The organism is Priestia sp. 53B2 (assembly GCF_056099005.1).
Window position 1 is genome coordinate 69,297 of record NZ_JBLZXA010000009.1, and the last position, 23,232, is coordinate 92,528.

Annotated in this window: 23 protein-coding genes; 6 read left to right on the top strand and 17 right to left on the bottom strand. The window is 39.4% G+C overall.

Annotated features, from left to right (window positions below; translation table 11 throughout):
• Positions 1-13: 13 nt before the first annotated feature.
• The 5 genes from gcvH to ACN6NE_RS09590 form a co-directional block, all read right to left on the bottom strand.
• Positions 14-397 (bottom strand): glycine cleavage system protein GcvH, encoded by a 384-nt coding sequence (gene gcvH, locus ACN6NE_RS09570; RefSeq protein ID WP_116077547.1) that lies wholly within the window; start codon positions 395-397, stop codon positions 14-16.
• Between the two features lie 135 nt (positions 398-532).
• Positions 533-889 carry an arsenate reductase family protein gene (locus ACN6NE_RS09575; RefSeq protein WP_474325262.1) on the bottom strand — a complete coding sequence of 119 codons (357 nt, stop codon included), beginning with the start codon at positions 887-889 and terminating at the stop codon, positions 533-535.
• A 116-nt stretch (positions 890-1,005) separates the two neighbouring features.
• Positions 1,006-2,790 carry an acyl-CoA dehydrogenase family protein gene (locus tag ACN6NE_RS09580; RefSeq protein WP_129705276.1) on the bottom strand — a complete coding sequence of 595 codons (1,785 nt, stop codon included), beginning with the start codon at positions 2,788-2,790 and terminating at the stop codon, positions 1,006-1,008.
• Between the two features lie 23 nt (positions 2,791-2,813).
• Positions 2,814-3,992: an acetyl-CoA C-acetyltransferase gene (locus ACN6NE_RS09585; protein ID WP_050688954.1), complete on the bottom strand. Its 1,179-nt coding sequence runs from the start codon at positions 3,990-3,992 to the stop codon at positions 2,814-2,816.
• A gap of 12 nt (positions 3,993-4,004) precedes the next feature.
• Positions 4,005-6,386 carry a 3-hydroxyacyl-CoA dehydrogenase/enoyl-CoA hydratase family protein gene (locus ACN6NE_RS09590; protein WP_205654878.1) on the bottom strand — a complete coding sequence of 794 codons (2,382 nt, stop codon included), beginning with the start codon at positions 6,384-6,386 and terminating at the stop codon, positions 4,005-4,007.
• A gap of 184 nt (positions 6,387-6,570) precedes the next feature.
• On the opposite strand from ACN6NE_RS09590, the gene ACN6NE_RS09595 reads away from it, so the two are divergent.
• A complete protein-coding gene (locus ACN6NE_RS09595; protein ID WP_013059660.1) occupies positions 6,571-6,720 on the top strand; it encodes a YuzL family protein in 150 nt (49 codons plus the stop codon).
• A 79-nt stretch (positions 6,721-6,799) separates the two neighbouring features.
• Here ACN6NE_RS09595 and ACN6NE_RS09600 read toward each other — a convergent pair whose 3' ends face one another.
• The 6 genes from ACN6NE_RS09600 to ACN6NE_RS09625 form a co-directional block, all read right to left on the bottom strand.
• Positions 6,800-7,717: a proline dehydrogenase family protein gene (locus tag ACN6NE_RS09600; protein ID WP_129705280.1), complete on the bottom strand. Its 918-nt coding sequence runs from the start codon at positions 7,715-7,717 to the stop codon at positions 6,800-6,802.
• A gap of 177 nt (positions 7,718-7,894) precedes the next feature.
• A complete protein-coding gene (locus tag ACN6NE_RS09605; protein ID WP_013059662.1) occupies positions 7,895-8,152 on the bottom strand; it encodes a YusU family protein in 258 nt (85 codons plus the stop codon).
• Entirely contained in the window at positions 8,145-8,801 is a 657-nt protein-coding gene (locus ACN6NE_RS09610; RefSeq protein WP_240702561.1) for an IucA/IucC family C-terminal-domain containing protein, read from the bottom strand. The genes ACN6NE_RS09605 and ACN6NE_RS09610 overlap by 8 nt, the downstream gene beginning before the upstream one ends.
• A gap of 103 nt (positions 8,802-8,904) precedes the next feature.
• Entirely contained in the window at positions 8,905-9,732 is an 828-nt protein-coding gene (locus tag ACN6NE_RS09615) for an ABC transporter ATP-binding protein (protein ID WP_013059664.1), read from the bottom strand.
• Positions 9,733-9,758: 26 nt separating this feature from the next.
• A complete protein-coding gene (locus tag ACN6NE_RS09620) occupies positions 9,759-10,808 on the bottom strand; it encodes a FecCD family ABC transporter permease (protein ID WP_129705285.1) in 1,050 nt (349 codons plus the stop codon).
• Positions 10,805-11,809: a FecCD family ABC transporter permease gene (locus ACN6NE_RS09625; protein ID WP_474325263.1), complete on the bottom strand. Its 1,005-nt coding sequence runs from the start codon at positions 11,807-11,809 to the stop codon at positions 10,805-10,807. Before ACN6NE_RS09625 ends, ACN6NE_RS09620 begins: the two co-directional genes overlap by 4 nt.
• A gap of 179 nt (positions 11,810-11,988) precedes the next feature.
• Here ACN6NE_RS09625 and ACN6NE_RS09630 point away from each other — a divergent pair, with 179 nt between their 5' ends.
• Both ACN6NE_RS09630 and ACN6NE_RS09635 read left to right on the top strand, forming a co-directional pair.
• Positions 11,989-12,978, top strand: coding sequence for an ABC transporter substrate-binding protein (locus ACN6NE_RS09630; RefSeq protein ID WP_129705287.1), 990 nt, complete (start codon positions 11,989-11,991; stop codon positions 12,976-12,978).
• Between the two features lie 109 nt (positions 12,979-13,087).
• Entirely contained in the window at positions 13,088-13,261 is a 174-nt protein-coding gene (locus ACN6NE_RS09635) for a YozQ family protein (RefSeq protein WP_013085357.1), read from the top strand.
• Between the two features lie 33 nt (positions 13,262-13,294).
• On the opposite strand, the gene ACN6NE_RS09640 is transcribed toward ACN6NE_RS09635, so the two are convergent.
• On the bottom strand, positions 13,295-13,432 hold the full coding sequence (locus ACN6NE_RS09640) for a hypothetical protein (protein WP_014457868.1): 138 nt from the start codon (positions 13,430-13,432) through the stop codon (positions 13,295-13,297).
• Between the two features lie 36 nt (positions 13,433-13,468).
• Positions 13,469-16,579 carry an efflux RND transporter permease subunit gene (locus ACN6NE_RS09645; protein WP_474325264.1) on the bottom strand — a complete coding sequence of 1,037 codons (3,111 nt, stop codon included), beginning with the start codon at positions 16,577-16,579 and terminating at the stop codon, positions 13,469-13,471.
• 269 nt (positions 16,580-16,848) lie between these two features.
• Between ACN6NE_RS09645 and ACN6NE_RS09650 the strand changes: the two genes are divergently transcribed.
• Positions 16,849-17,721: a TetR/AcrR family transcriptional regulator gene (locus tag ACN6NE_RS09650; RefSeq protein ID WP_474325265.1), complete on the top strand. Its 873-nt coding sequence runs from the start codon at positions 16,849-16,851 to the stop codon at positions 17,719-17,721.
• A gap of 24 nt (positions 17,722-17,745) precedes the next feature.
• Here the strand turns inward: ACN6NE_RS09650 and ACN6NE_RS09655 are convergent, their stop codons facing one another.
• Complete coding sequence (locus ACN6NE_RS09655; protein ID WP_075421564.1) at positions 17,746-18,330, bottom strand: DUF502 domain-containing protein; 585 nt, start codon at positions 18,328-18,330, stop codon at positions 17,746-17,748.
• 170 nt (positions 18,331-18,500) lie between these two features.
• Here ACN6NE_RS09655 and ACN6NE_RS09660 point away from each other — a divergent pair, with 170 nt between their 5' ends.
• Positions 18,501-19,295: an SDR family oxidoreductase gene (locus ACN6NE_RS09660; protein WP_474325266.1), complete on the top strand. Its 795-nt coding sequence runs from the start codon at positions 18,501-18,503 to the stop codon at positions 19,293-19,295.
• 129 nt (positions 19,296-19,424) lie between these two features.
• Positions 19,425-20,627 (top strand): MFS transporter, encoded by a 1,203-nt coding sequence (locus tag ACN6NE_RS09665; RefSeq protein WP_129705298.1) that lies wholly within the window; start codon positions 19,425-19,427, stop codon positions 20,625-20,627.
• Positions 20,628-20,664: 37 nt separating this feature from the next.
• On the opposite strand, the gene ACN6NE_RS09670 is transcribed toward ACN6NE_RS09665, so the two are convergent.
• The 3 genes from ACN6NE_RS09670 to ACN6NE_RS09680 all read right to left on the bottom strand — a co-directional run bounded on the left by ACN6NE_RS09670 (position 20,665) and on the right by ACN6NE_RS09680 (position 23,127).
• Positions 20,665-21,096, bottom strand: a complete 432-nt coding sequence (locus ACN6NE_RS09670; protein ID WP_129705300.1) for a carboxymuconolactone decarboxylase family protein — start codon at positions 21,094-21,096, stop codon at positions 20,665-20,667.
• 136 nt (positions 21,097-21,232) lie between these two features.
• Positions 21,233-22,126 (bottom strand): LysR family transcriptional regulator, encoded by an 894-nt coding sequence (locus tag ACN6NE_RS09675; RefSeq protein WP_129705302.1) that lies wholly within the window; start codon positions 22,124-22,126, stop codon positions 21,233-21,235.
• 374 nt (positions 22,127-22,500) lie between these two features.
• Complete coding sequence (locus ACN6NE_RS09680; protein WP_129705304.1) at positions 22,501-23,127, bottom strand: FMN-dependent NADH-azoreductase; 627 nt, start codon at positions 23,125-23,127, stop codon at positions 22,501-22,503.
• Between the last annotated feature and the right edge of the window lie 105 nt (positions 23,128-23,232).

Here is a 23,232-nt window from a genome sequence, read left to right on the forward strand (position 1 = left end):
TTATGGAGGAATATTATCCTTCGTTTGTCATTTCTTCGTATTGCTCTGCTGTCATTAGCTTGTCTACTTGAGAAGCATCAGATGGTTTGATTGTAATCATCCATGCTTCTTCGTATGGAGATTCATTAACAAGTTCAGGGCTATCGCTTAAGTTATCGTTTACTGCTACAACTTCACCGCTAATTGGTGCATAAAGCTCAGAAACTGTTTTTACTGATTCAACGCTGCCAAACGGCTCGTCAGCTTCTACTTTTGCTCCTACTTCTGGCAGTTCAACGAATACGATGTCGCCAAGCTCAGCTTGAGCGAAATGCGTAATACCTACGCGGACAACGTCTCCTTCTGTTTTTACCCATTCATGCTCTTCAGAATAACGCAAATCTTTTGGTGTACTCATCTTAATCCCTCCAAAATATGTATCGTAATTTGTTTATATAAAAAGCGCCTTCAACGTGGAGAACACTTTCTACAACCTAAAATAACTTCCTATTAACAGTGTAACGTAAAAGGTAAAAATTTTCTATTTGAAAACTTACTTCCACACGTCCTCAAACTGCTCTTCTTTGAAGCCAAGCGTTACTTTTTGTCCATCTGTTAGCAGCGGACGCTTAATTAACATGCCATCTGACGCAAGAATAGACAGAAGTTCGTCTTCACTCGCACCGCTTACTTTATCTTTAAGCCCTAATTCGCGATACTTTTTACCGCTTGTATTAAAGAATTTTTTTAATTCTAAGCCGCTGTTCTGATAATAAGCTTGCAGCTGCTCTTTTGTTGGCGGGTTTTCTACAATATGAATTTCTTCATATGCTACTCCGTTATCATCCAGCCACTTCTTGGCTTTTCGGCATGTACCGCACTTTGGATATGAATAAAAAAATAATGACATTTCGTCAACCACCCTTTATTTTAAGCTTTTTTCGTATTTTAACACATCCTTTATCATTTACCTAGATAGAGGCTTCTTAAACAAAAAGAAGCTCGCGAAACGAGCTCCTTTTTGCATTAAACTGTGAATTTCTCTACTTCTAGAAGCGTTTTTGCAATCTCGCGCTTTACGCTAATCACATTGATTGGTGTGTAACGCGTTAGCTTGCGAAGAGATGAAAGCATAACTCTAAGCGTATCACCTTGTTCAATGCCAATTAATGTTTCTTTTGCATCTGCTTCAATTCGATTAAATGCTTCTTGGCAAAATACTTGCGTATATTTTACTTTTAAGCTGTTTTGATCTGCTCCTGTTTTAGAAATGGCTTTTTCAGTACGTAAAACAGTGGATTCCATTGCATATACGTTACTGATCATATCAGAAATATTAACGAGAATTTCTTGTTCTTTCTCTAATTCTTTACCATACTTCTGTGCAGCTAGACCTAAAAGCAAGAGCGCAATTTTCTTTCCATTTTGCACAAGCATCTTTTCTTGATCTAACGGCTCATTTCCTACTTCTTGTGGCATAAGCATCATCAATTCTTCTTGAAGCGTTTGTGCTTTTTGAAGCAACGGAAGCTCTCCTTTTAGCGCTTTGCGTAAATACGTGCCTGGTACTAAGAGACGATTAATTTCATTTGTTCCTTCAAAAATACGGTTAATGCGGGAATCACGATACAGGCGCTCAATTTCATACTCACTCATAAAACCATAGCCTCCGTGAAGCTGGACGCCTTCATCTACGATGTAGTCAAGAGATTCCGTTGCAAACACTTTATTTAATGAACACTCAATAGCATATTCAGCAATGGAAGCGGCAATTTGCTTTCCGTCTTTTTGCTGTTCTTCTGAAAGCTGGCCCATATGGTCTTCAAAAAGTCCTACCGTACGATAGACAGAGCTTTCAGTTGCATACAATTTAGAAGCCATTGTTGCTAACTTTTCTTGGGTTAATGAAAATTTAGCGATGGGCGTTTTAAACTGCTGACGCTGGTTAACATATTGAGACGTAATTTCTAACGCACGTTTACCTGCCCCAACTGCTCCAACTCCAAGCTTATAGCGCCCAATATTTAAGATGTTAAACGCAATCACATGGCCTTTTCCAATTTCACCTAACACGTTTTCTTTTGGAACAAGCGCATCTTCAAGAATCAACGTTCTTGTTGATGAACTCTTGATTCCCATCTTCTTCTCTTCCGGTCCAACCGAAACGCCTGGGAATTCGCGTTCAACGATAAAAGCAGAAAATTTATCACCGTCGATTTTCGCATACACTACGAACACATCAGCAAATCCGGCATTCGTAATCCACTGCTTTTCTCCATTTAACACATAGTGTGTGCCTTCGGCGTTAAGGCGAGCTGTTGTGCGAGCACCGAGGGCATCGGAACCAGAACCAGGTTCTGTTAACGCATATGCTGCTATTTTTTCCCCAACTGCTAAAGCAGGTAAATATGCTTGTTTTTGCTCTTCTGTTCCAAATAAGACGATTGGCAATGACCCAATTCCTACGTGAGCACCATGAGTGATGGAAAATCCGCCTGCTCGAGACATTTTTTCAGCAATTAAAGCCGAGGTAATTTTATCTAAACCGAGTCCACCGTATTCTTCCGGTACATCTGCACCAAGTAACCCTAATTCACCAGCTTGTTTTAATAACTTTACAGAGCGGTCAAACTCATGCTTTTCTAAATATTCCACTTGTGGAAGGACTTCATTTTCTACAAATTCATCTGTCGTTTTGGCAATCATCTTTTGTTCAGATGTATAATCCTCCGGCGTATAAACGCGGCTTGCATCACCTTCTTCAATTAAAAAGCTTCCACCTTTAATCATTTGTTTTGTTTTATTTGACATGTTCATATCCCCCTTTGAAATGATTATGCTAACAATTCAAATACACCAGCAGCTCCCATTCCTCCGCCAATACACATCGTGACAATACCAAACTGCTCATTCCGACGCTGCATTTCGTGCATTAAGCTAAGAGTCAGCTTAGCTCCGGTACAACCTAATGGATGACCTAAGGCAATAGCGCCTCCGTTTACATTTACTTTATCTTCATTAATATTTAATTCACGAATAACGCCAAGTGCTTGAGAAGCAAATGCTTCATTTAATTCAAACAATCCGATATCAGAAAGCTCCAGCCCTGCTAGTTTAAGAGCTTTAGGGATGGCAGCTACCGGGCCAATCCCCATTACTTCAGGTGGAACTCCTCCAACTGCAAATGAGCGAAACTTAAGCAAAGGCTTTAAGCCTTCTGCTTCAGCTTGTTCTTTATCCATTAGAAAAACGGATGCAGCTCCGTCACTTGTCTGTGAAGAGTTTCCAGCCGTTACGGATCCTTTAATCGAAAAAGCTGGACGAAGTTTCCCTAATACGTCCGCAGTTGTGCCGGGACGAACTCCTTCATCTTGAGAGAACATCAGCTTTTGTTCACGGAGCTTATTGTTTTCATCCACTTTTCGAAGCGTCACTTCCACCGGAACAATTTCGTCGTTAAACTTCCCTTCTTGAAGTGCTTTTGCTGCTTTTTGATGGCTGCGTACAGCAAACGCATCCTGGTCTTCACGTGAAATGCCGTATTTCATCGCCACTTGTTCTGCTGTATGTCCCATGCCCATATAATATTCCGGCGCATTTTCAACCAGCTGAACATTCGGACGCGCTACGTTTCCAAACATCGGAACAAAACTCATTGATTCTGCTCCTCCAGCTAACACCGCTTTGGCTTGCCCTAGCATAATTCGTTCTGCACCGTAGGCAATACTTTGCAAACCTGATGAACAATAACGATTAATCGTTATTGCTGGCACCGTATAAGGCAAACCCGCAAGAGCGCCAATATTTCGAGCCATATTCAAACCTTGTTCTGCTTCAGGCATCGCACAACCAATAATTAAATCATCAATTGGTCCTTCGTATCCTCCTGCTCGGCGAAGAGTTTCTTTAACCGCAATGGCTCCCAAATCATCAGGTCTAACACTTGCCAGTGAACCTTTTTTTGCTTTTCCGACCGGTGTCCTAGCACCTGCTACAATAACTGCTTCTCTCATTTTTTCTCCCCCTTAATTACGCAGTGGTTTTCCTTTAACTAACATGTGCTGCATACGTTCTTGAGACTTCGCTTCTCCAACAAGGCTTAAAAATGCTTCTCTCTCTAAGTCCAGCAAATACTCTTCATCAACTTCCGAACCAAACGCTACACGTCCTCCGGCTAACACAAATGCTAACTTACTAGCAATTTTATAATCATGTTCTGATATATATCCTGAATACTTCATGGATTGAGCTCCTAGCAGCAACGTTGCATATCCTGTTTCTCCAACCACAGGAATTTTAGTTCTTACAGGTGGTTTATAGCCCGTGTCATGTAAAGCAAGGACTGAGTTCTTCGCATCATTCAGCAAGTGATCTCCGTTTACGCTGATGCCATCATGGCGGTTTAAAAAGTTTAGCTGTCTAGCTTCTGCAGCGGAAGTAGATACTTTTGCAGTAGCAATTGTTTCAAATGTTTTATTGGCAATTTGCTGAAGATCGAGCGTTACACCGTTCGGTAAACCATTTAGCTGTTTGATATAAAGCTCCTTATTACCTCCTCCACCAGGAATGAGTCCGACTCCTACTTCTACAAGGCCCATGTAAGTTTCAGCAGAAGCTTGGATTTTAGCTGACGGTAAGCAAATTTCTGCTCCTCCTCCAAGAGTCATCGCAAATGGAGCTGCAACAACCGGCTTTTCATTGTATTTCACCTTCATCATTGCCTGTTGAAATTGTTTAATGACAAATTCAATTTCAAAATAATTGTCATCTTGTGCTTCCATTAAAATCATAGCCAAGTTAGCGCCAACACAGAAATTTTTCCCTTGATTTCCTATGACCAGCCCTTTATAGTTCTTATTCACTTCTTCAAGAGACTGATTTAATAAGCTAATAATATCTAGCCCGATTGCATTATTAGGAGAGGTGAACTGCAGGCACGCCACATCATCTCCTAAATCAATTAAACTCGCTCCGCTGTTTTCTAAAATGACATTATTTTGAGAACGTAAAGATGACAGGTGAATCACCTTTTTATTTTCTTTTACTGCTTTATACTCATCATCTTCGTAGTAAAGCGTTTGACCTTCCATTTCTTTATAGAAGCTTGTAAATCCATTTTCCTGCATTTGTTTTACCCACTGCGGAACTGCTAAACCGGACTGCTCCATCTTCTCAATTGACTTTTCTAAACCAATTGCATCCCACGTCTCAAAAGGACCCATTTTCCAGCCAAATCCCCACTTCATAGCTTGATCAATGGCCACGATATCGTCGGCGATTTCATTTTTTAACTGTGCTGCATATACAAGAACGGGACTGATCACATTCCAAAGAAGCTGGCCGGCACGATCACCAGAATATATAAGCGCTTTCATTTTATTTTGTAGCCCTTTTGCCTGCTTGCTTAATTCAGTAGAAGCTGTTTTTAACTTCTTTCTCTCGACGTATTGAAGTGTACTAGGATCAAGTTCCAAAATTTCCTTTCCTTTCTTCAAAAAGAAGCCTTGCCCCGACTTGCTTCCCAGCCAGCCATTTTCCTGCATTTGTTTCATAAATAAAGGGACATCGAACACTTCTTTTTCTTTGCCTTCTACTTTGTCAAATACATTGTTGGCCACATGAATAAATGTGTCTAGTCCCACTACGTCTAATGTTCGAAACGTTGCGCTTTTTGGTCTTCCAATTAAGGGGCCCGTCACAGAGTCAACTTCTCCCACGCTGTAATTACCTTTTAACATTTCTTGAACGGTCACAAGTAAACCGTACGTACCGATACGGTTGGCGATAAAGTTAGGCGTATCTTTTGCAATAACTACTCCTTTACCTAATACATCTTCACCAAACGTTTTCATATATTCAACAATTTCTGATTTTGTGTCATGAGTTGGAATGATTTCTAATAACTTTAAATAACGCGGTGGATTAAAAAAGTGCGTTCCTAAAAAATGCGCTTTAAAATCTTCTGAGCGTCCTTTAGCCATTTCGTGGATCGATATTCCTGAAGTATTTGAACTTACGATACTTCCTTTTTTTCGTACACTGTCAATTCTTTCAAACAACTGCTGTTTAATATCAAGACGTTCCACTACTACTTCAATAATCCAATCACAGTCGCTTAACTGCTGTAAATGATCTTCAAGATTTCCTGGAGTAATTAACGATAGTGATGACTTCGACGTTAAAGGCGCCGGTTTTTGCTTCGTTAATTTAGCTAGAGCAGTTGTACTCAACCGATTTCTCACTTGCCTATCTTCAAGTGTTAGCTGTTTTTTTTCCTCGTCTGCTGTTAATGAAGTTGGAACCACGTCTAGCAAAAGCGTTGGAATTCCTACATTTGCTAAATGAGCTGCAATTCCAGAGCCCATAACTCCTGAACCTAAAACGGCGGCTTTTTTTATGTTCATAATTATCCCCACATCCCCTTTAATATATTGAATGAATGGTCATTCATTTTATGCGTAAAAAAAGAGAGTCACTGTTAATCTCTGATTTTACTATAAAACATTTTTTAAATTTTCGCAATATATTCACAATATTATCTCTAACTATTTTTAATGTGTTTGGTTATCTTAATACACAGGAGGTGATTTTGTGAGCAAATTAAAGAAGGATCCATCGTCAGCAGGCGTAAGCGCAGCAAGCGTTAAAGGAAATGCTGGACCGGTCAATGAACCGCACGGACGCGGTAAAAAGACATCTCAAAACCAACAGTACACAAAGCATAACACTCAAGGACATTAACCCCAAAATCGAACATGAGTAATCGAATCATGTTCGATTTTTGATTATTTCTTACTTTGTCATCACGACCATTTCATTATTATTTTTTTACAATTCCTTTTAAGACAAATGCGACATTTGCAGGTCTTTCTGCAAGGCGCCTCATAAAGTACCCATACCAGTCCGTTCCATAAGGAACGTACACTCTCATTTTATATTGTTCTGCTACGAGCTGAACTTGCCTTTCTGATCGAATGCCGTATAGCATCTGAAATTCAAACTGATTCATTGAAATTCCATGCTTTTTAACAAACTCTTTTGCATACTGAATGATTCGTTCATCGTGAGTAGCAACTGCTGTGTAGTGACCGTTTAATAAGTGGAGTCCAATTATGTTTTTGAAGTTTTCGTCTACATCTTCTTTATCAGGAAACGCCACGTCTGCTGCTTCTTTGTACGCCCCTTTCACTAACCTTAATTTAGGAGCATAAGCATCTAATTCACGGACGTCACTTTCTGTTCGATATAAATATGCTTGAAGCACCGTCCCTACGTGTTCATACTCATTTTTTAATTGTTTAAATAGCTTAATCGTCTTGCTGCATCGCTTATAGTCCTCCATATCAATCGTCACAAATACGCTATATTTTTCCGCTTCTTCAAGAATACGCCGCATATGATGAAGTGCCAAATCCTCTGAAATATCCAGTCCCATAGACGTTAATTTTAAAGAAATTTCTGAATCCAATCTTTCTTTGTGTATAAGGTGAATGGCCTTTATGCATTGAGCTGCAGCATGATCAACTTCAGCTTCACTTTCCACAAACTCGCCAAGATAATCAATCGTTACTTTTAATCCCTGTTCATTTAGCTTTTTTACCACACTAACAGCTTCATCGATGGTTTCCCCTGCAACAAAACGTGCTGCTCCAAAACGTAAGCCATAGCGCTTAGCCAGCTTTGTTAACTTTTTGCTTTTTGATAACAATAAAAAAAAGTTTCTTATCGTTTGTTCCAAAGCAACCCCCCGCCTTCACTTGTCATACACCTAACATAATTTATTTAATTATCATTAATTTTACCATTTTCTAAACTAGATAGATAGGCACCCTTTATTAACATATGCATACAAAATCAAAAAACGACCGAGAGCTTTTGGATAAAAAAACATCCATCAGCTTTGTGATGAATGTTTTTATTCTGGTTTTCGCTGTGACGCTCGATGCGCTTCATTCAGCTCTTTTATTTCCTTCACAATCTCGACCATTTCCGCTTTTGCTTCTGGATATAATTGATTCCAATGCTTTGTTAAAGGCGGCATGGATTTTGAGATATGGTTGTAAAGTGCCCACATTTTCACTTTTTCCTGCAGCTGTTCGTCACTTTGACCAACCATTAGTTCCGTATACTTTTCAATCAAACCGTCGAATTGCTCTTGAAAGGTTTTACTCATGCACAATCACTTCTTTCTTTGGTTTACAAATAACCGGACACGTTCGACAATAAGTCTTTTTATCTCCTGTTTGGTAAGACAAACAGCACGTTTGCCGACCTCTTATCTCCTGCTTTTGCTTCTCTACATATGGAGGAGGTGAACTGTACCTAGCAAACGGATTATGATGGTATGAACCAAAGTGGTGACCCTCAGCTTCTTCCAACACGTATCGTAAATTCTTTTGTACTTGCACATTTTCTATTTCTTCATTTGCTAAAAGCAAATCATAAAGCCAGTGGATATAAACAGCTACGTTTTCCCACAGCGTCAGCTTCGAGATTTTTGTCACTTTACGCAGCGATGACCATATCGGCTCAATGTGATGAGCAAACAATTCATCAAGAAGTTCATCAAGAAGAATTTTCCGATTGTCCTCTGTTACTTCTTTCGTCTCAATTTCTGAGATAAACACTTTTGGGATCCACATCGTTTCAGCTTCTTCTGTATGCAACGAAACATTTTTAGTCGATGCGTTTATCTTTTTTTGAAACACAATAAATGAATACAAAGCCGCCACCACAACAAAGCTATACCGCTTCGCTAACATGGAAGCAGCTGCTCTCAAGTTATCAGCCTCCATCGTCTGTTGAATCCACAGCAGCTGCATCCTCAGCCTGCTTTCGTCCATGCAGCTGGAGGGAGACAACCTATACAGCGAGTTATCTTTAAACGTACAGCGGAATTTTTCTGCTAACTCGCTTTGCTCTTTCTTATTGAGCATGCTGCGTTTCAACGCGCAGCTTATTCACAATACATCGTCCGCGCCCATGAGGAATACAAAGAGGCGTTCCAAATAACGGATCCACCGTCACTTCACAGTTCATATTAAAGACTCGCTGTACTAAATCGCAGTTAATGACTTCTTCTGGTCTTCCCTGTGCATAGATTTTTTTATCTTGAAGCGCCACAATATGATGAGCATAGCGGCAGGCTAAGTTTAAATCATGCAGCACCATTACGATGGTACGATTTTCTTTTTCATTCAGTTCAAACAACAAGTCCAAGATCTCAATTTGATGCGTCATATCTAAATACGTTGTCGGTTCATCAAGTAAAATAATATCCGTATCTTGTGCTAATGTCATGGCAATCCATGCGCGCTGACGCTGTCCTCCAGAAAGCGAATCAACTTGACGATCAGCCAAGTCTGCTAACCCTGTTGCTTCGAGTGCATTTTGTACTTTTTCTTCATCTTCTTGAGACCACTGACGGAACCAATTTTGATACGGATAGCGCCCTTGTTTAACAAGCTGAAGCACTGTCAGCCCTTCAGGTGCAACAGGACCTTGCGGAAGGATTGCTAGCTGCTTTGCAATTTCCTTTGTAGGAAGAGAGGAAATTTTAGAGCCTTCTAGTAAAATAGAGCCGGCATGTGGCTTTAATAATCTTGCTAGTGAACGCAGCAGCGTAGATTTTCCGCATCCATTACTGCCGATAAAAACCGTAATCTCACCCTTTGGGATGGTAACGTCAAGCTCATCTATAATCATCGCTTCTCCATATGATAATGTTAGCGATTTTGTTTCTAACGAATGCATGCGAATCGCTCCTTCTACAAAGAATGCTATACGTTTCTTTGTTTGTATAGTAAATAAATGAAGTACGGTGCGCCAATTGCAGCTGTAAATACACCTGCTGGCACTTCGATTGGCAAGAAAAATGTTCGGCCAATTAAATCTGCTGCTGTGATTAAAATCGCTCCGATTAGTGCCGATAGCGGTATTAAAGCTCCGAATGAAGAACCTACCAGCTTTCGGGCAATATGTGGAGCAAGCAATCCTACAAAGCTAATTCCGCCGGCAAATGCAACGGCGCTTCCTGTTAAAGCTGTACTCATCAGCAATAGTGCCAATCGATTTTTTTGAACGCGACTTCCAACGTTAGTCGCAATTTCTTCACCTAATTCTTGAACATTTAAATTTCGAATCATTAAAATCGTGATGATAACCAGCCCTATTGTAACAGGAACTAGTACGGAAACACTGGCCCAGTTTGAGCCATACACCGTTCCAGTAATCCAAATATTTGCCTGGCTGGCGCGATAGATAGGACCCATAATCATAAACAGCGTGGTCATAGCTTTCGTTAACGCTGTTAATCCAATTCCTATTAATACTAGTGTAATAGGAGAGACGCCATTTTTCCAGGCAAACACATAAAGTAAAAGCGCCACTGCCACTGCACCTAAAAATGCGCTAACAGGCATCCAATTAATACTTACGGTTAACGAGTTGCTTTTATCACTAAATAGTGTCAAAAATAACACTACACCGACTGACGCTCCTCCTGTTAATCCAATTAAGTCTGGTGAAGCAAGCGGATTTCTCACAAGCCCCTGCAAGATAGCACCTGCAATGGCTAAACAAATACCGGCACAAATGGCAACGATAATGCGCGGAAGTCTAAAGGAGGTAACAACTAACCGTTCAAACTCCAGTCCATGACCCGCTAAAATGTTAATCACACGAAAGGGATTGATAAATAAGTCACCCGTACCTGCACTTAATAAAAAAAGGGCAACAAGTGCAGCTAAAAAACCAGTGATAATCAAAGCTGCTTTTATGTTAACTAAAAATGAAATCCGCTTTAAGCGAAGAGATAAGTATGTTTTCATGACGCTTTGGCCCCTTTCCTTGCCATATAGATAAAGAAAGGTGTACCAATAACAGCAGTCATGACTCCAACAGGGATTTCTTGAGGCATAATGACATACCTGGCCGCAACATCAGCTAATAAAATTAAAATCCCGCCGGCAACCGCACTATAGGGAAATACCCAGCGATAATCTTGTCCTACAATTGCTCTTACAACATGAGGAACAATGATTCCAACAAAGCTAATCGGACCGGCTACTGCAACGGCTCCACCAGCTAAGATGGCAATAATGATCCCGCTTATAATTTTGACAAGAGCCGTTCTTTGACCTAATCCTTTAGCTACATCTTCACCAATCGTTAAAATATTAATTTTTGAAGCAATAAAAAACGTGACAATAATTGCTAGCACTACATAAGGCAGTATGCCATACAGCATTTCCACCTTGCGCCCTTGAACAGACCCAGCCAGCCAAAAGAGAACTTGATCAAGTGAAGATTCATCCACAGCCAGCAGTCCTTGTGTTAAAGAAGAGAAAAAGGCTGCAATAGCCGCTCCTGCGAGCGTCAATTTAATAGGTGTTAATCCTTCTTTTCCGATGGACCCAAGAAAATAGACAACCACTACGGTTAATGCCGCTCCTACAAATGCAATCCATGTAAAAGCTTGAAGTGAATTGACCGAAAAAATCATCACTGCAACAACAATAAAAAAGCTGGCCCCAGCGTTCACACCAATAATATCTGGTGAAGCAAGTGGGTTTTTCGTTAACGCCTGCATCATTGCTCCTGCAATTCCTAAACAAATACCTACCACAGCACCGATTATAGCGCGCGGCAATCGAATATTTTGAATAACTATGTGCTCATTCGAACCGTTAAACGCTTGAAAAGCTTCAAATGCTGTCTTGATACTTGTATCTGTGTATCCGAGTACGATACTTAATCCAATACAGATTAAAAGCAGCATGATTCCAATGATGAGCCCCATTACTTTCATTTGAATACTGCGTAGCATCATTTTCATTGCTCTCCTCTAAGATGATTCCTATATATATCTAACCTTTAGTTTAGGAAACATTGAAAAAAGTGTCAATGATTTTGAGAATCATTTTCAATTTTTAATTGACACCGCTTAAAAGTTAGAATATTATCTTAATTGTTAATGAAAATCATTATCACTTATAAGGGGGAAAAGATGTGAATACATATTCTAAAGGCAAGTTGTCATATTTGTTATCCATTCTTACCATTATGACACTGCTTGTGCTGGCAGCCTGCGGTAATTCAAACAGCGCTGACGGCGATAAAAAAGAAAAAACTGAGGGTTCTGGCGAAACTTATACAGTAAAACACGCAATGGATAAAACAGATATTAAAGGAACACCTAAACGAGTGGTCGTTTTAACAAACGAAGGTACTGAAGCTCTTCTTGCAATGGGTGTAAAGCCTGTGGGTGCTGTTCAATCATGGTTAGGAAATCCGTGGTATGACCATATTAAAGGTCAGATGAAAGGCGTTAAAAGTGTGGGTACAGAAAGCGAGCCAAGCTTAGAAGCAATCGCTGCTTTAAAGCCTGACTTGATTATTGGAAATAAAATGCGCCAAGAAAAAGTATACGATCAGCTTAGTCAAATTGCTCCGACTGTATTTTCTGAAGAGCTACGCGGAGACTGGAAATCAAACTTTAAGCTATATGCAAAAGCTGTAAATAAAGAAGAAAAAGGTAAAGAAGTATTAGCTGACTATAACAATCGCGTAGCAGATTTAAAGAAACGCCTTGGAGATCAGTTAAAACAAAAAATCTCAGTTGTACGCTTTACAGCTGGAGACGTTCGTATCTATCATAAAGATTCGTTCTCAGGCGTTATTTTAGATCAGCTTGGCTTTGCTCGCCCTGAGTCTCAAGACAAAAATGATTTTGCTGAAATGAATGCAACAAAAGAACGCATTCCGGCAATGGACGGCGATCAGCTATTCTACTTCTCTTATGAAACGGGAGACGGCGAAGCAACAAAACTTGAAAAAGAATGGATAAACGATCCGCTTTTCAAAAAGTTAAAAGTAGCTCAAGAAGACGATGTTCATAAAGTAGATGATGCTACTTGGAATACAGCAGGCGGTGTGTTAGCAGCTAATATCGTACTTGATGATATTGAAAAAATCTTCTTAGATAAAAAACAACAATAATTATGAAAGAAAGAGCTTCGACGAATCGAAGCTCTTTTTGCATGTATAATGCATTTCCTTTCATCGCACACTAACCGTGGTCTCACTTTATTAAATAGGAGTGGTGAAAATGAATTCAAAAAAACAGCCTAAAAAGCAGCCTGATACAAATGAAATGGCTGACCGTCAGTTCGAAACAGAAGATTATAACCGACAAGATGCACTCTCACAAGGTCTAGCAGAAACACATGAGCAAGTAAGCGACGCCTACCAAGAAGGATCATTTGAAGATACAGATCGTTAATAAAAAAAGAGCTGACTCTAAGTCAGCTCTTTTTTATTTTGAATGCTGCCATGCCGTTTTAGGCAATGACATGGACATCCACTGCTGGCGCTTTGATTTATCAATCGTTACTTTCTTTGCTTTAATTCCTTGTTGAATCAGCTGTTTCATTAGTTTATCAATTGACTTCATCGCTATTCACCTCAAAAGCGGAAATTTGTTTTGCTTCTACTCTTTTACTTTTTTGCGCTTAAACTTCATAAAAAACTCATAGACAATTGGAACGATAATGAGCGTAAGCAGCGTAGAACTTGTTAGTCCTCCGATTACCGTAACCCCTAGCCCTTTTGAAATAAGGCCTCCACCTTCAAATCCAAAAGCTAATGGAAGCAGTGCACCAATCGTTGCAATAGCTGTCATTAAGATTGGGCGAAGACGTGTCATTCCAGCTTCTAGTAACGCTTCACGCGTTGAGAGACCCTCGTGCTCTTTATGAATCACGCGATCAATCAGAACAATTGCATTTGTTACCACAATTCCAATCAGCATAAGAGCTCCAATCATCGAAGAAATGCTGATCGTTTCTCCAGAGATTAACAGCGCCACTAGTGCACCAATGAGTGTAAATGGAAGTGAGAATAAGATAGCAAACGGTGCTAAACCTCCACCAAATGTCAGTACTAGTACGAAATATACGATACCGATGGCTGCGAGCATAGCAATTCCTAATTGACTAAATGAGTCATTAATTTGCTCTGATGCTCCGCCAAAGTTAATATCCATATCACTTGGTAAATCAATTTTCTTCACTTCTTTTTGGACGTTAGAAGAAACGCCGCCTACATCGTCACTCTTAATATCGGCACTTACCTCTGCATAAATTTTATTATCACGGCGAGTTACCGTATTCGATGTTTTACCTTTTTTAATATCGACAACTTCATTTAATGTAACTTCCTGTCCAGTTTGAGAGGTCACTTTTGTGCTTGAAAGTTCGGCAAAAGTAGAGAAATCCTCTTTTTCTTTTGGAAGGTATACGTTAATTTCGTTTCCGTCTTTTTGGATAGTCGTTAATACTTCACGCTGTCCAAGGTTCGAAATTTGCATGCCGATTTGACTAGCAGACAAGCCCAGTTCAGCGGCTTTCTTTTGATTCGGTACTAGCGTATATTCATCAAACGTATCTGAAAGCGTAGAATCGACATTTTTCAGCTCTTTATGCTTTTCTAAAACATGCTGAACTTTATCAGCATAAGGTTTGATTTCATCTAAGCTATCTCCGTAAATAAGGACGTTTAATGAATTATTGCTGCCGCTAGACGCCGTATTCATTGAGCCCCATTCACCTTGATTCGCTTGTTTATTAAGAGCTTTTAATACTTTATCCTGCTCTTTATCAAAGTTTTGTGTATCCTCGTCATATTGCACAAATGTTAAAACGTTATTTTTGCTTCCCGGATTAAAAGAGTTACCTTCACCGAACGAATACTGAACCGTTTTGACACCATCTCTCTTCATCAAGTACGCTTCTGCGCGATTTGCTGCTTTTTCTACGTCGCTTTGAGACTGTCCAGCTTTCGGTGTATACGTAAGCGTCAGCGTTTTTTCTTGATCGGCTGATAAGAAGCTCACGCCAATAGAAGGAACTAAGAATAAACTTCCTACTAACAGTAGTACGGCTAACCCAAAGGAAATAAGCTTATGGTTTAGCGTCCAGTTCAAAATTCGCTTATATCCGTGCGCTAGTTTGCTTGGTTTTTCTTCTTTTACTTTTACATTTGTTTTAAATAACGAATGAGCAAGCATTGGCACGAGTGTTACCGCTACTAGCAGTGATGCTAACAGTGCAGAAACAACGGTTAACGCAAACGGTAAGAATAGCTCTCCTACCGGTCCTTCTACTAGACCTAACGGTAAGAATACGGCCACGGTTACGATTGTAGAAGAGAAAATTGGAACAAACATCTCTTTCGTCGCCGCGACAATTAAATCTTTTCCTTTAAGCTTTTCTTCCTGATAAGCCATGCGGCGGTAAATATTTTCAATAACGACAATGGAATCATCTACAACCCTTCCGATGGCTACAGTCATCGCTCCAAGCGTCATAATATTTAAAGAGATATCCATTGATTTGAGCGCTAAAATGGCGATTAATAACGAAAGCGGAATCGAAATAACGGCAATAATTGTTGAACGAATATCACGTAAAAATAAAAGAATAATAATAACCGCAAAGACCGCACCGATAATAGCTTTATTTAGCATCGTATGAACAGAATCTTCAATCGGTTTACCTTGATCAAAAATATTGTCAACGTGAAGGTCTTTGTTTTTCTTTTCCAGGCTATTCATTTTTTCTTTAATATCATTTACAACATTTACTGTGTTCGCATCCTTCGCTTTGACAACTTGTACAGCAATTGAAGGTTTTCCGTTCGTGCGAGAAATAGATTCTGCTTTCCCCGTCACTTTAATATCCGCAATTTCTTTTAATTTCACAGTTGGAATAGAAGCTCCGGACGGCGCCTGCTGCACGGCTCCTTGTGTCTGCTGCTGGCTCATTCCTTGTTGCTGATCTTGAGCAGCTCCTTGACTAGGAACAGCTGGAATCTCTAAGTTTTCCAAATCTTTTTCTGTTGTCATCTTTCCGTCTACCACAACAGATTTTTGAGATCCATCCATCGTATACGTACCAGCCGGCACTTTTGCATCAGATGCTTGGATAAGCTTTTTCACCGTATCTTCATCGAGTCCCAGCTGCTTGAGCTTGTCTTGTTTGAATACAAGTTCTGCTTCTTCAACTTGTTCTCCTGACACGCTGACCGAAGAAATCCCTTGCACTTTTTCAACTTGTGGAACAACGGTATTTTTTACATACTTCGTTAATTCTTCTAATGATTTTTTATCATCTGAAACGCTTAATGAAATAATCGGAAAATCACTAATGCTTTGTCTTGAAACATTTGGTTCCTCTACATCATCTGGCAGATCTACGTTTGAAAGAGCTCGTCTAACTTCGTCTTCTGCCTTCTCCATATCTTTACTAAAGCTATATTCAACTTGAATGGTAGCCATATTTTCATAAGAAGATGAGCTAACTGTGTCAACGCCGCTCAGCCCCTGAAGCTTTTGTTCAATCGGCTTACTCACCTTATCTGCCACTTGTTCCGGAGTGGCTCCCGGATAAGTTGCACTGACTGTTACAACAGGCGTTGAAATATCAGGAATGGTCTCTAGTTTCATATTAAACCCTGAATACAGCCCTGCAATAATGACAAAGAGTGTTAACAGCCATACTGCAAATTTATTTTTCAATGAAAATTTAATAAACTTCCCCAATGCATATCCTCCTTCAAATATATGTATACTAATAAAATTGACTAATTGGTCACAACAACTTAAAATATAAATGACTAACCGGTCAGTGTCAACCCTAAGCAGGCTCTCTCCTAACATGTTCATAATAAAGACATATTTACGATAAATCGTTTTTCAAAGGAACTGACTCTCGGTTTTAACTTTGATATATACCTTTATCTTTTTTAGTGTATGATACTATTATCTAACGAAATGAATGGCTAAATTGGTCAATAAAGGAGGTAGAATACATGAAAGAAAAAGAAAAGAGAATAATTGAAGCTTCGATTAAGCTTTTTGCAAAAAAAGGATTTAATGCTACCTCTGTGCAAGAAATTGTAGATGAATGCAACATTTCAAAAGGTGCATTTTACCTGCACTTCAAATCTAAGGATGCACTTTTATTATCAATTCTAAACTTTTACTATGAAAAGCTCTTTAGCTCTGTTTATGCTCTCGACGAGGAAGTAAACGATGCCCGCAGCCGCTATATGAATCAGCTCATCTATTTCTATGAATTTATTACGGAGAACAGAGATTTTATTATCATGCAAATTCGTGAAAAATCTATTCCATTTAACAAAGAAGCGGAGACCTTTGTTCATAAAATGCAGCGAGAAACGTTTTACTTTCATCGCAAAAGCCTCGTTAGCGTATATGGAGAAGACGTAACTCCTTATATCTCGGATTTAACGAAAATGATTGAAGGTATTCATCATTCCTTTTTAGAAATTATTATCTTCAATCAATACGAGCTTACCTTTAAAGAAGTAGCACAGTACATAATGGACCGAGTTGATGTATTAGTAGAAGATTTATTAGCTAGAAAACCTCGCCCCCTTATTCCCGCTTCTTTTGGTGAAGATATATACGGAAAGGAACAAACGACTTTTCTAAGTAAAAATGAGCAGGTAAAACAAGCTCTTGAGGAAATTAAACATCTGCTAGACACCAGCGATCATATTTCTGATGAGCACGCAGACAGCTTTCACATTTTACAAACGGAGCTAAAAAAAGATAAGCCTACCGCTGCTATTGTAAAAGGCATGGTTGGAAATTTAACGGAACTTAAACCGTTGGAAGAACCGCTTAATCTTTTAACAGCCTTACTCCAACAAAAATAACAGAAGGCTTCAACAAGCCTTCTGTTATTTTTCTGCTTTTGAACTAGATACTCCCCCAGATAACACAAACTTCATTGCTTCTTCCGGCTTAATATCTAACCATTCAATTTCTTCTTTTGGAATCAAAAAAGTAAAACCAGCTACTTGAAAAGTTTGTGGAACATAGACGGCGAAATGGTCTTTTAACGAGTGAATCACCTCTTCTACTTCTTCAGAGGTCACAAACCCTATGACTTTCATGGACGTGCCGGGCATCGTCACTAAAACTACTTTTGAAAAGGACTTTTTCTCTCCAAGAAAAGATTGAAACGTATCTTTAATGACGGTATATAGCGTTTTAACAAGCGGTATTCTTTCTAACAATCGGTCAATTAAGTTAATGATTTTCCCTGCAAAAAAACGAGTGGATAACCATCCTAAGAACGTAATTAAGACAAGAGTCGCTAAGATCCCAACCCCCGGTATATAATCCTGCTTCATATAGGGCTTCAATACGTTTCCTAAAATGCTGTCTAAAAAATTAAACACTCTTACCAAAATATAAATAACAAGGATAATAGGGACAATCGTTAAGAGTCCGTTAATAAAACTTTTTATGATTGCTTTCATGCAAACACCTCATTTTTTCTGACATACTGCTGTTCATTATACAATGGATTTGTTTTGCTGCGTTCCTTTATTTCTATTCACATATGTATAAACTAGCGACGTTTTATCAAAATAATAGATGGGTACATGAACATACATACTTATATATTTATTTTTTCGGAGGGGTACAATTGGGACGTTTAGAATCAAAAATTGCTGTTATTACGGGGTCAAGCTCTGGTATAGGAAAAGCAACCGCTGAGCGCTTTGCGAAAGAAGGCGCGGCTGTTATTTGTGCCGATATTAATTTAGACGGTGTGAAAAAAGCAGCACAAGAAATTAAAGACGCTGGCGGTGAAGCCTACGCCTACTATATAGATGTAGCTGAAGAAGAAAAAGTAAAAGAATTCACAGCGGAAATTGAAAAGAAATTTGGAAAAGTGGACATTCTTTTTAATAATGCAGGGACAGACACAGAAGGAGGCAAGCTTCACGAATATCCAGTAGAACTTTGGGATCGCTTAATGTCGGTAGATTTACGCGGAACGTTTCTTGTAAGCAAATACGTTATTCCGCTGATGTTAGAAAATGGCGGATCGATTATTAATAATTCATCCGTGTCCGGAATGGCAGCAGACTTAGACCGTTCTGGCTATAACGCGGCGAAAGGTGCTATTACCAACCTAACAAGAACCATGGCAATTGACTACGCTTGTGAAGGTATTCGCGTTAACTCAATTGCTCCTGGAACAATCGAAACACCTCTTCTTGATGATTTATCAGGCGCTGAAGAAGGAAAAAAATTCAGAAAAGCATATGAATGGGTCGATCCGATGGGCCGTCTAGGCAAACCGGAAGAAGTAGCCGGTGCTGTATTATTTTTAGCATCTGATGACAGCTCATATGTAACAGGTGATTGCATTACTGTAGACGGCGGTCATATGGCGTATACATGGCCTGGAAAAATGCTTTACGATAAAATATGAGAATAAAATTAGCTCTATGCCATTAGGTATAGAGCTTTTCCGCTTGAATTTTTTCTTTAAAATAGACGTGACATTATGTCAAGACAAGTGTAAACTTAAAGCAAAATTCTTTGCTTCTAGGAGGAAGACATGAAAACAAAACAATTATCAGAACGTCAGCTTCTTGGCATCGCAGGGCTCGGATGGCTCTTCGATGCAATGGATGTTGGCATTTTGTCTTTTATCATTGCAGCTCTTCACGCTGAATGGGGACTTTCCCCTACTGAAATGAGTTGGATAGGCAGCGTTAACTCGATCGGAATGGCGGTTGGAGCTTTGGTGTTTGGGTTGCTGGCTGATCGAATTGGGCGAAAAACCGTTTTTATTGTAACTCTTGTTCTTTTTTCAGTGGCAAGCGGCCTTTCGGCTCTTACTACTACCCTTGCTGCTTTTTTAGTATTTCGATTTTTAATTGGAATGGGTTTAGGAGGAGAGCTGCCTGTTGCTTCTACACTTGTTTCTGAGACCGTGGCGCCGGAAAAACGCGGTAAAGTGGTCGTGCTGTTAGAAAGTTTTTGGGCGTTCGGCTGGCTACTGGCAGCGCTTATTTCTTACTTTATAATCCCAGCTTACGGGTGGCAGCTAGCGCTTATCCTAACGGCTATTCCAGCGTTTTATGCCATTTATTTACGCATTAAACTGCCCGATTCTCCTCAGTTTGTGGAAGCGACAAAAGAAAAGAAACCGTCGATTGCGGACAATGTAAGAAGCGTGTGGTCTAAGCCTTATCGTCAATCTACCATTATGCTGTGGGTTCTGTGGTTTTGCGTTGTATTTTCATATTACGGCATGTTTTTATGGCTACCTAGCGTCATGGTCATTAAAGGTTTTAGCTTGATCAAAAGCTTTGAATACGTATTGATTATGACATTAGCTCAACTGCCTGGCTATTATACGGCTGCTTGGTTTATTGAACGCATGGGCCGAAAATTCGTGTTAGTCACATATCTGTTAGGTACGGCTGCCAGCGCATATATCTTCGGAAATGCGGAGGCACTTTGGTTGCTGCTAACAGCAGGTATGCTGTTGTCTTTCTTCAACTTAGGTGCTTGGGGTGCTTTATACGCGTATACACCTGAGCAATATCCGACATCTATCCGAGGCACAGGAGCTGGAATGGCTGCTTCTTTTGGACGAATTGGAGGAATTTTAGGACCGCTGTTAGTTGGATATATGTCAACGCAAGGTACGTCTTTAACCGTTACGTTCTCAATCTTTTGTGGAGCTATTTTAATCGGTGTTGGTTCGGTTGTTTTTCTAGGAAAAGAAACCAAACAAAAGCAGCTCGCATAAACAAAGACGCTCTTTTAGAGCGTCTTTGTTGTGCTTATTATTTATTTTCTACCAGCTCTTTTTCATCTGTCTCTACTTCCACGTCACGCTGAGCGAATACTTTCTTGGCTACGCTTAAAGCATTTAACACGCGAGGGAAACCTGTGTATGGGATTAATTGAATGATGCTCTCCACAATTTCATTCGGCTCTAGTCCAGCTGTTAAACCTGTATTTAAATGCAGCTCAAGCTGAGGCACTGTACCCTGAGTGACCAATGATGAAATGGTAACTAATGCTCGTTGCTTATTGGTTAAACCCGGTCGTGAATAAATGTCTCCATAGGCAAATTCAATAATATATTTCCCAACGTCAGGAGCTAGGTCTTTTAAGTCTTCTGTAATTTTTAAATGAGTTGAAATATCACCGTTACTCGTTAATGTATATTCCATTAATTTATCTAAACCTTTTTGATAACTATCTTGTGCCATGTAAAATCAACCTCCGTATTTTTTACTGACACCGCGCGGAATCAATGTTTGTTTTCTTGTATGTTTTCTACACTATCTACTTTAACGCACATTCTCTCTTTCGTAAAATACATATATTCAATACAACATATGCATTTTATCTATATAAAGCAGAATGCTGTTCATTCATATAGTGAAGAAATTGCTTAGAGGCATATGAAATATATTTATCTTTTTTTAAAATCAATCCTAAATCCCATGAAATTGAAGGGTTAGTAATAGGAACTGCTTTTACAATAGAGGAATCTACTTTTGCCGCAATGGACTGTGGAAAGATAGATACTCCTAAGTTTTCCGCAATCATTTCACCAATAAAATCCCATTGAGAGCTCTCGTAAGCTACGTTAGGTTCAAATCCCGCTTGTTGACATGCCTGAATAAGCCGGTCGTGAAGCGTAAAATCTTCATTAAATAAAATAAATTTCTCTTGGGCTAATTCATTAATTTCCACATGAGTTTTAGAGGCTAAAGGATGGGAATGGTGAACATATAAAAGCATTTTTTCAGAGATAAAAGGATTAATATCAAAAAGATGTTCATTTACCGGAAGCACCGCTACACCTAAATCTAACTCTCCTTTTTCTACTGCTTTTTGAACACGATTGGCTCCGTATTCAATAAGTTTAATCGTAATATCTGGATAGAGCTGCTGAAACCCTTTGATAATCTTTGGAAAGAACAGCACTCCAATCAATGGAGGAATTCCAATTTTAATCATCCCTTTCTTCAGATTCATCACATCATATAAATAAGTCGATAGCTCATCAATGGATGCCATGACTTTTTGTCCTTGCGCATACACCACTTCCCCGGCATCCGTTAAATCAATCTGTCTTGCGGACCGATCAATTAATTCTACTTCCAATTCTTCTTCTAAGTTTTTCACCATTTTGCTCAAGGTCGGCTGTGAAATATGGAGACTTTGAGATGCTTTAGTAAAGCTCCTTAATTTAGCGACTTCTAAAAAATAATTAAGCTGACGAATATCCATCTCTGCTCCTCCTATAGATAAAGCGAATATCTTTTATATTATTTATTCATTTTACCTATTATTTTTTAAGATATACAGTGAAAATATAAAGAAAAGATGGACACATAATAAATCAATTTAATCTAAATAAGGACAAATGGGATAAAGGCGCTAGTATGGACCGCTTGTGACACCGCTGTTGATTTCCGTGCAAGGCTTCGCTTTCTGCGGACGGCCGCTGAGCCTCCTCGTCACTTGCGCTCCAATCAACACCTAGAAGCTACTACATGCATGAAACCTACGCTTACCATAACATCAAAAAATCCGAACGATGAATCGTTCGGATATACCTTCACCTAAAATACTGTTGTCCCGTCCTCTTTTACGAATATTATTTAAAATGTTTTGGCTGCTTGTGCTGCTTGTTCTAGGCCACTTTCAATAATTTCTTGCGCACGATCTGGAAACTGATTATGTCCCTCAATAATAACAGAGTTCACATCCGTGATTCCAAAGAATTGAAGTACGCTGCTGACGTATTTAACGGCCATTTCGACCTCAGCTGCTGGACCTTCTGAATACACTCCGCCTCGCGCGTTTAATAACATCACTTTTTTATCGCCTAGTAATCCCACCGGACCTTCTGGCGTATACTTAAACGTTTTGCCTGCTTGATTTAAATAATCAAAGTACGTATGAAGCACGGCCGGCACAGTAAAATTCCAAAGCGGAAAGGCAATGACAATTTTATCTGCTCTCACAAATTGTTCTAAGTAGTAATTAGCAGTTTCTGCTGCTTTGTTTTCCGCTGCCGTCACTTCTAGCCCTCTTGCTAACTTAAACTGACCGTTTATCATGTCGGCACCTAAATAAGGAAGTTCTTCTTTAAACAAATTTAGCTCTATTATTTCTTCACCTTGGTGCGATTGTTGATAGCTTTCTAAAAATGCATCATATAATTTCACGCTAACCGCTTCACTTGCCGATCTGTCATTTGCTTTTATAAAAAGAGTATAACCCATACTAAAACCTCCACTGATTGTTGATACTCTTATTTTATTCGCTTTTTTCGTGCGTTTCGAACGACTTTATAATGAAATACCTTCATACTTTAGTCTGAGAAAAAT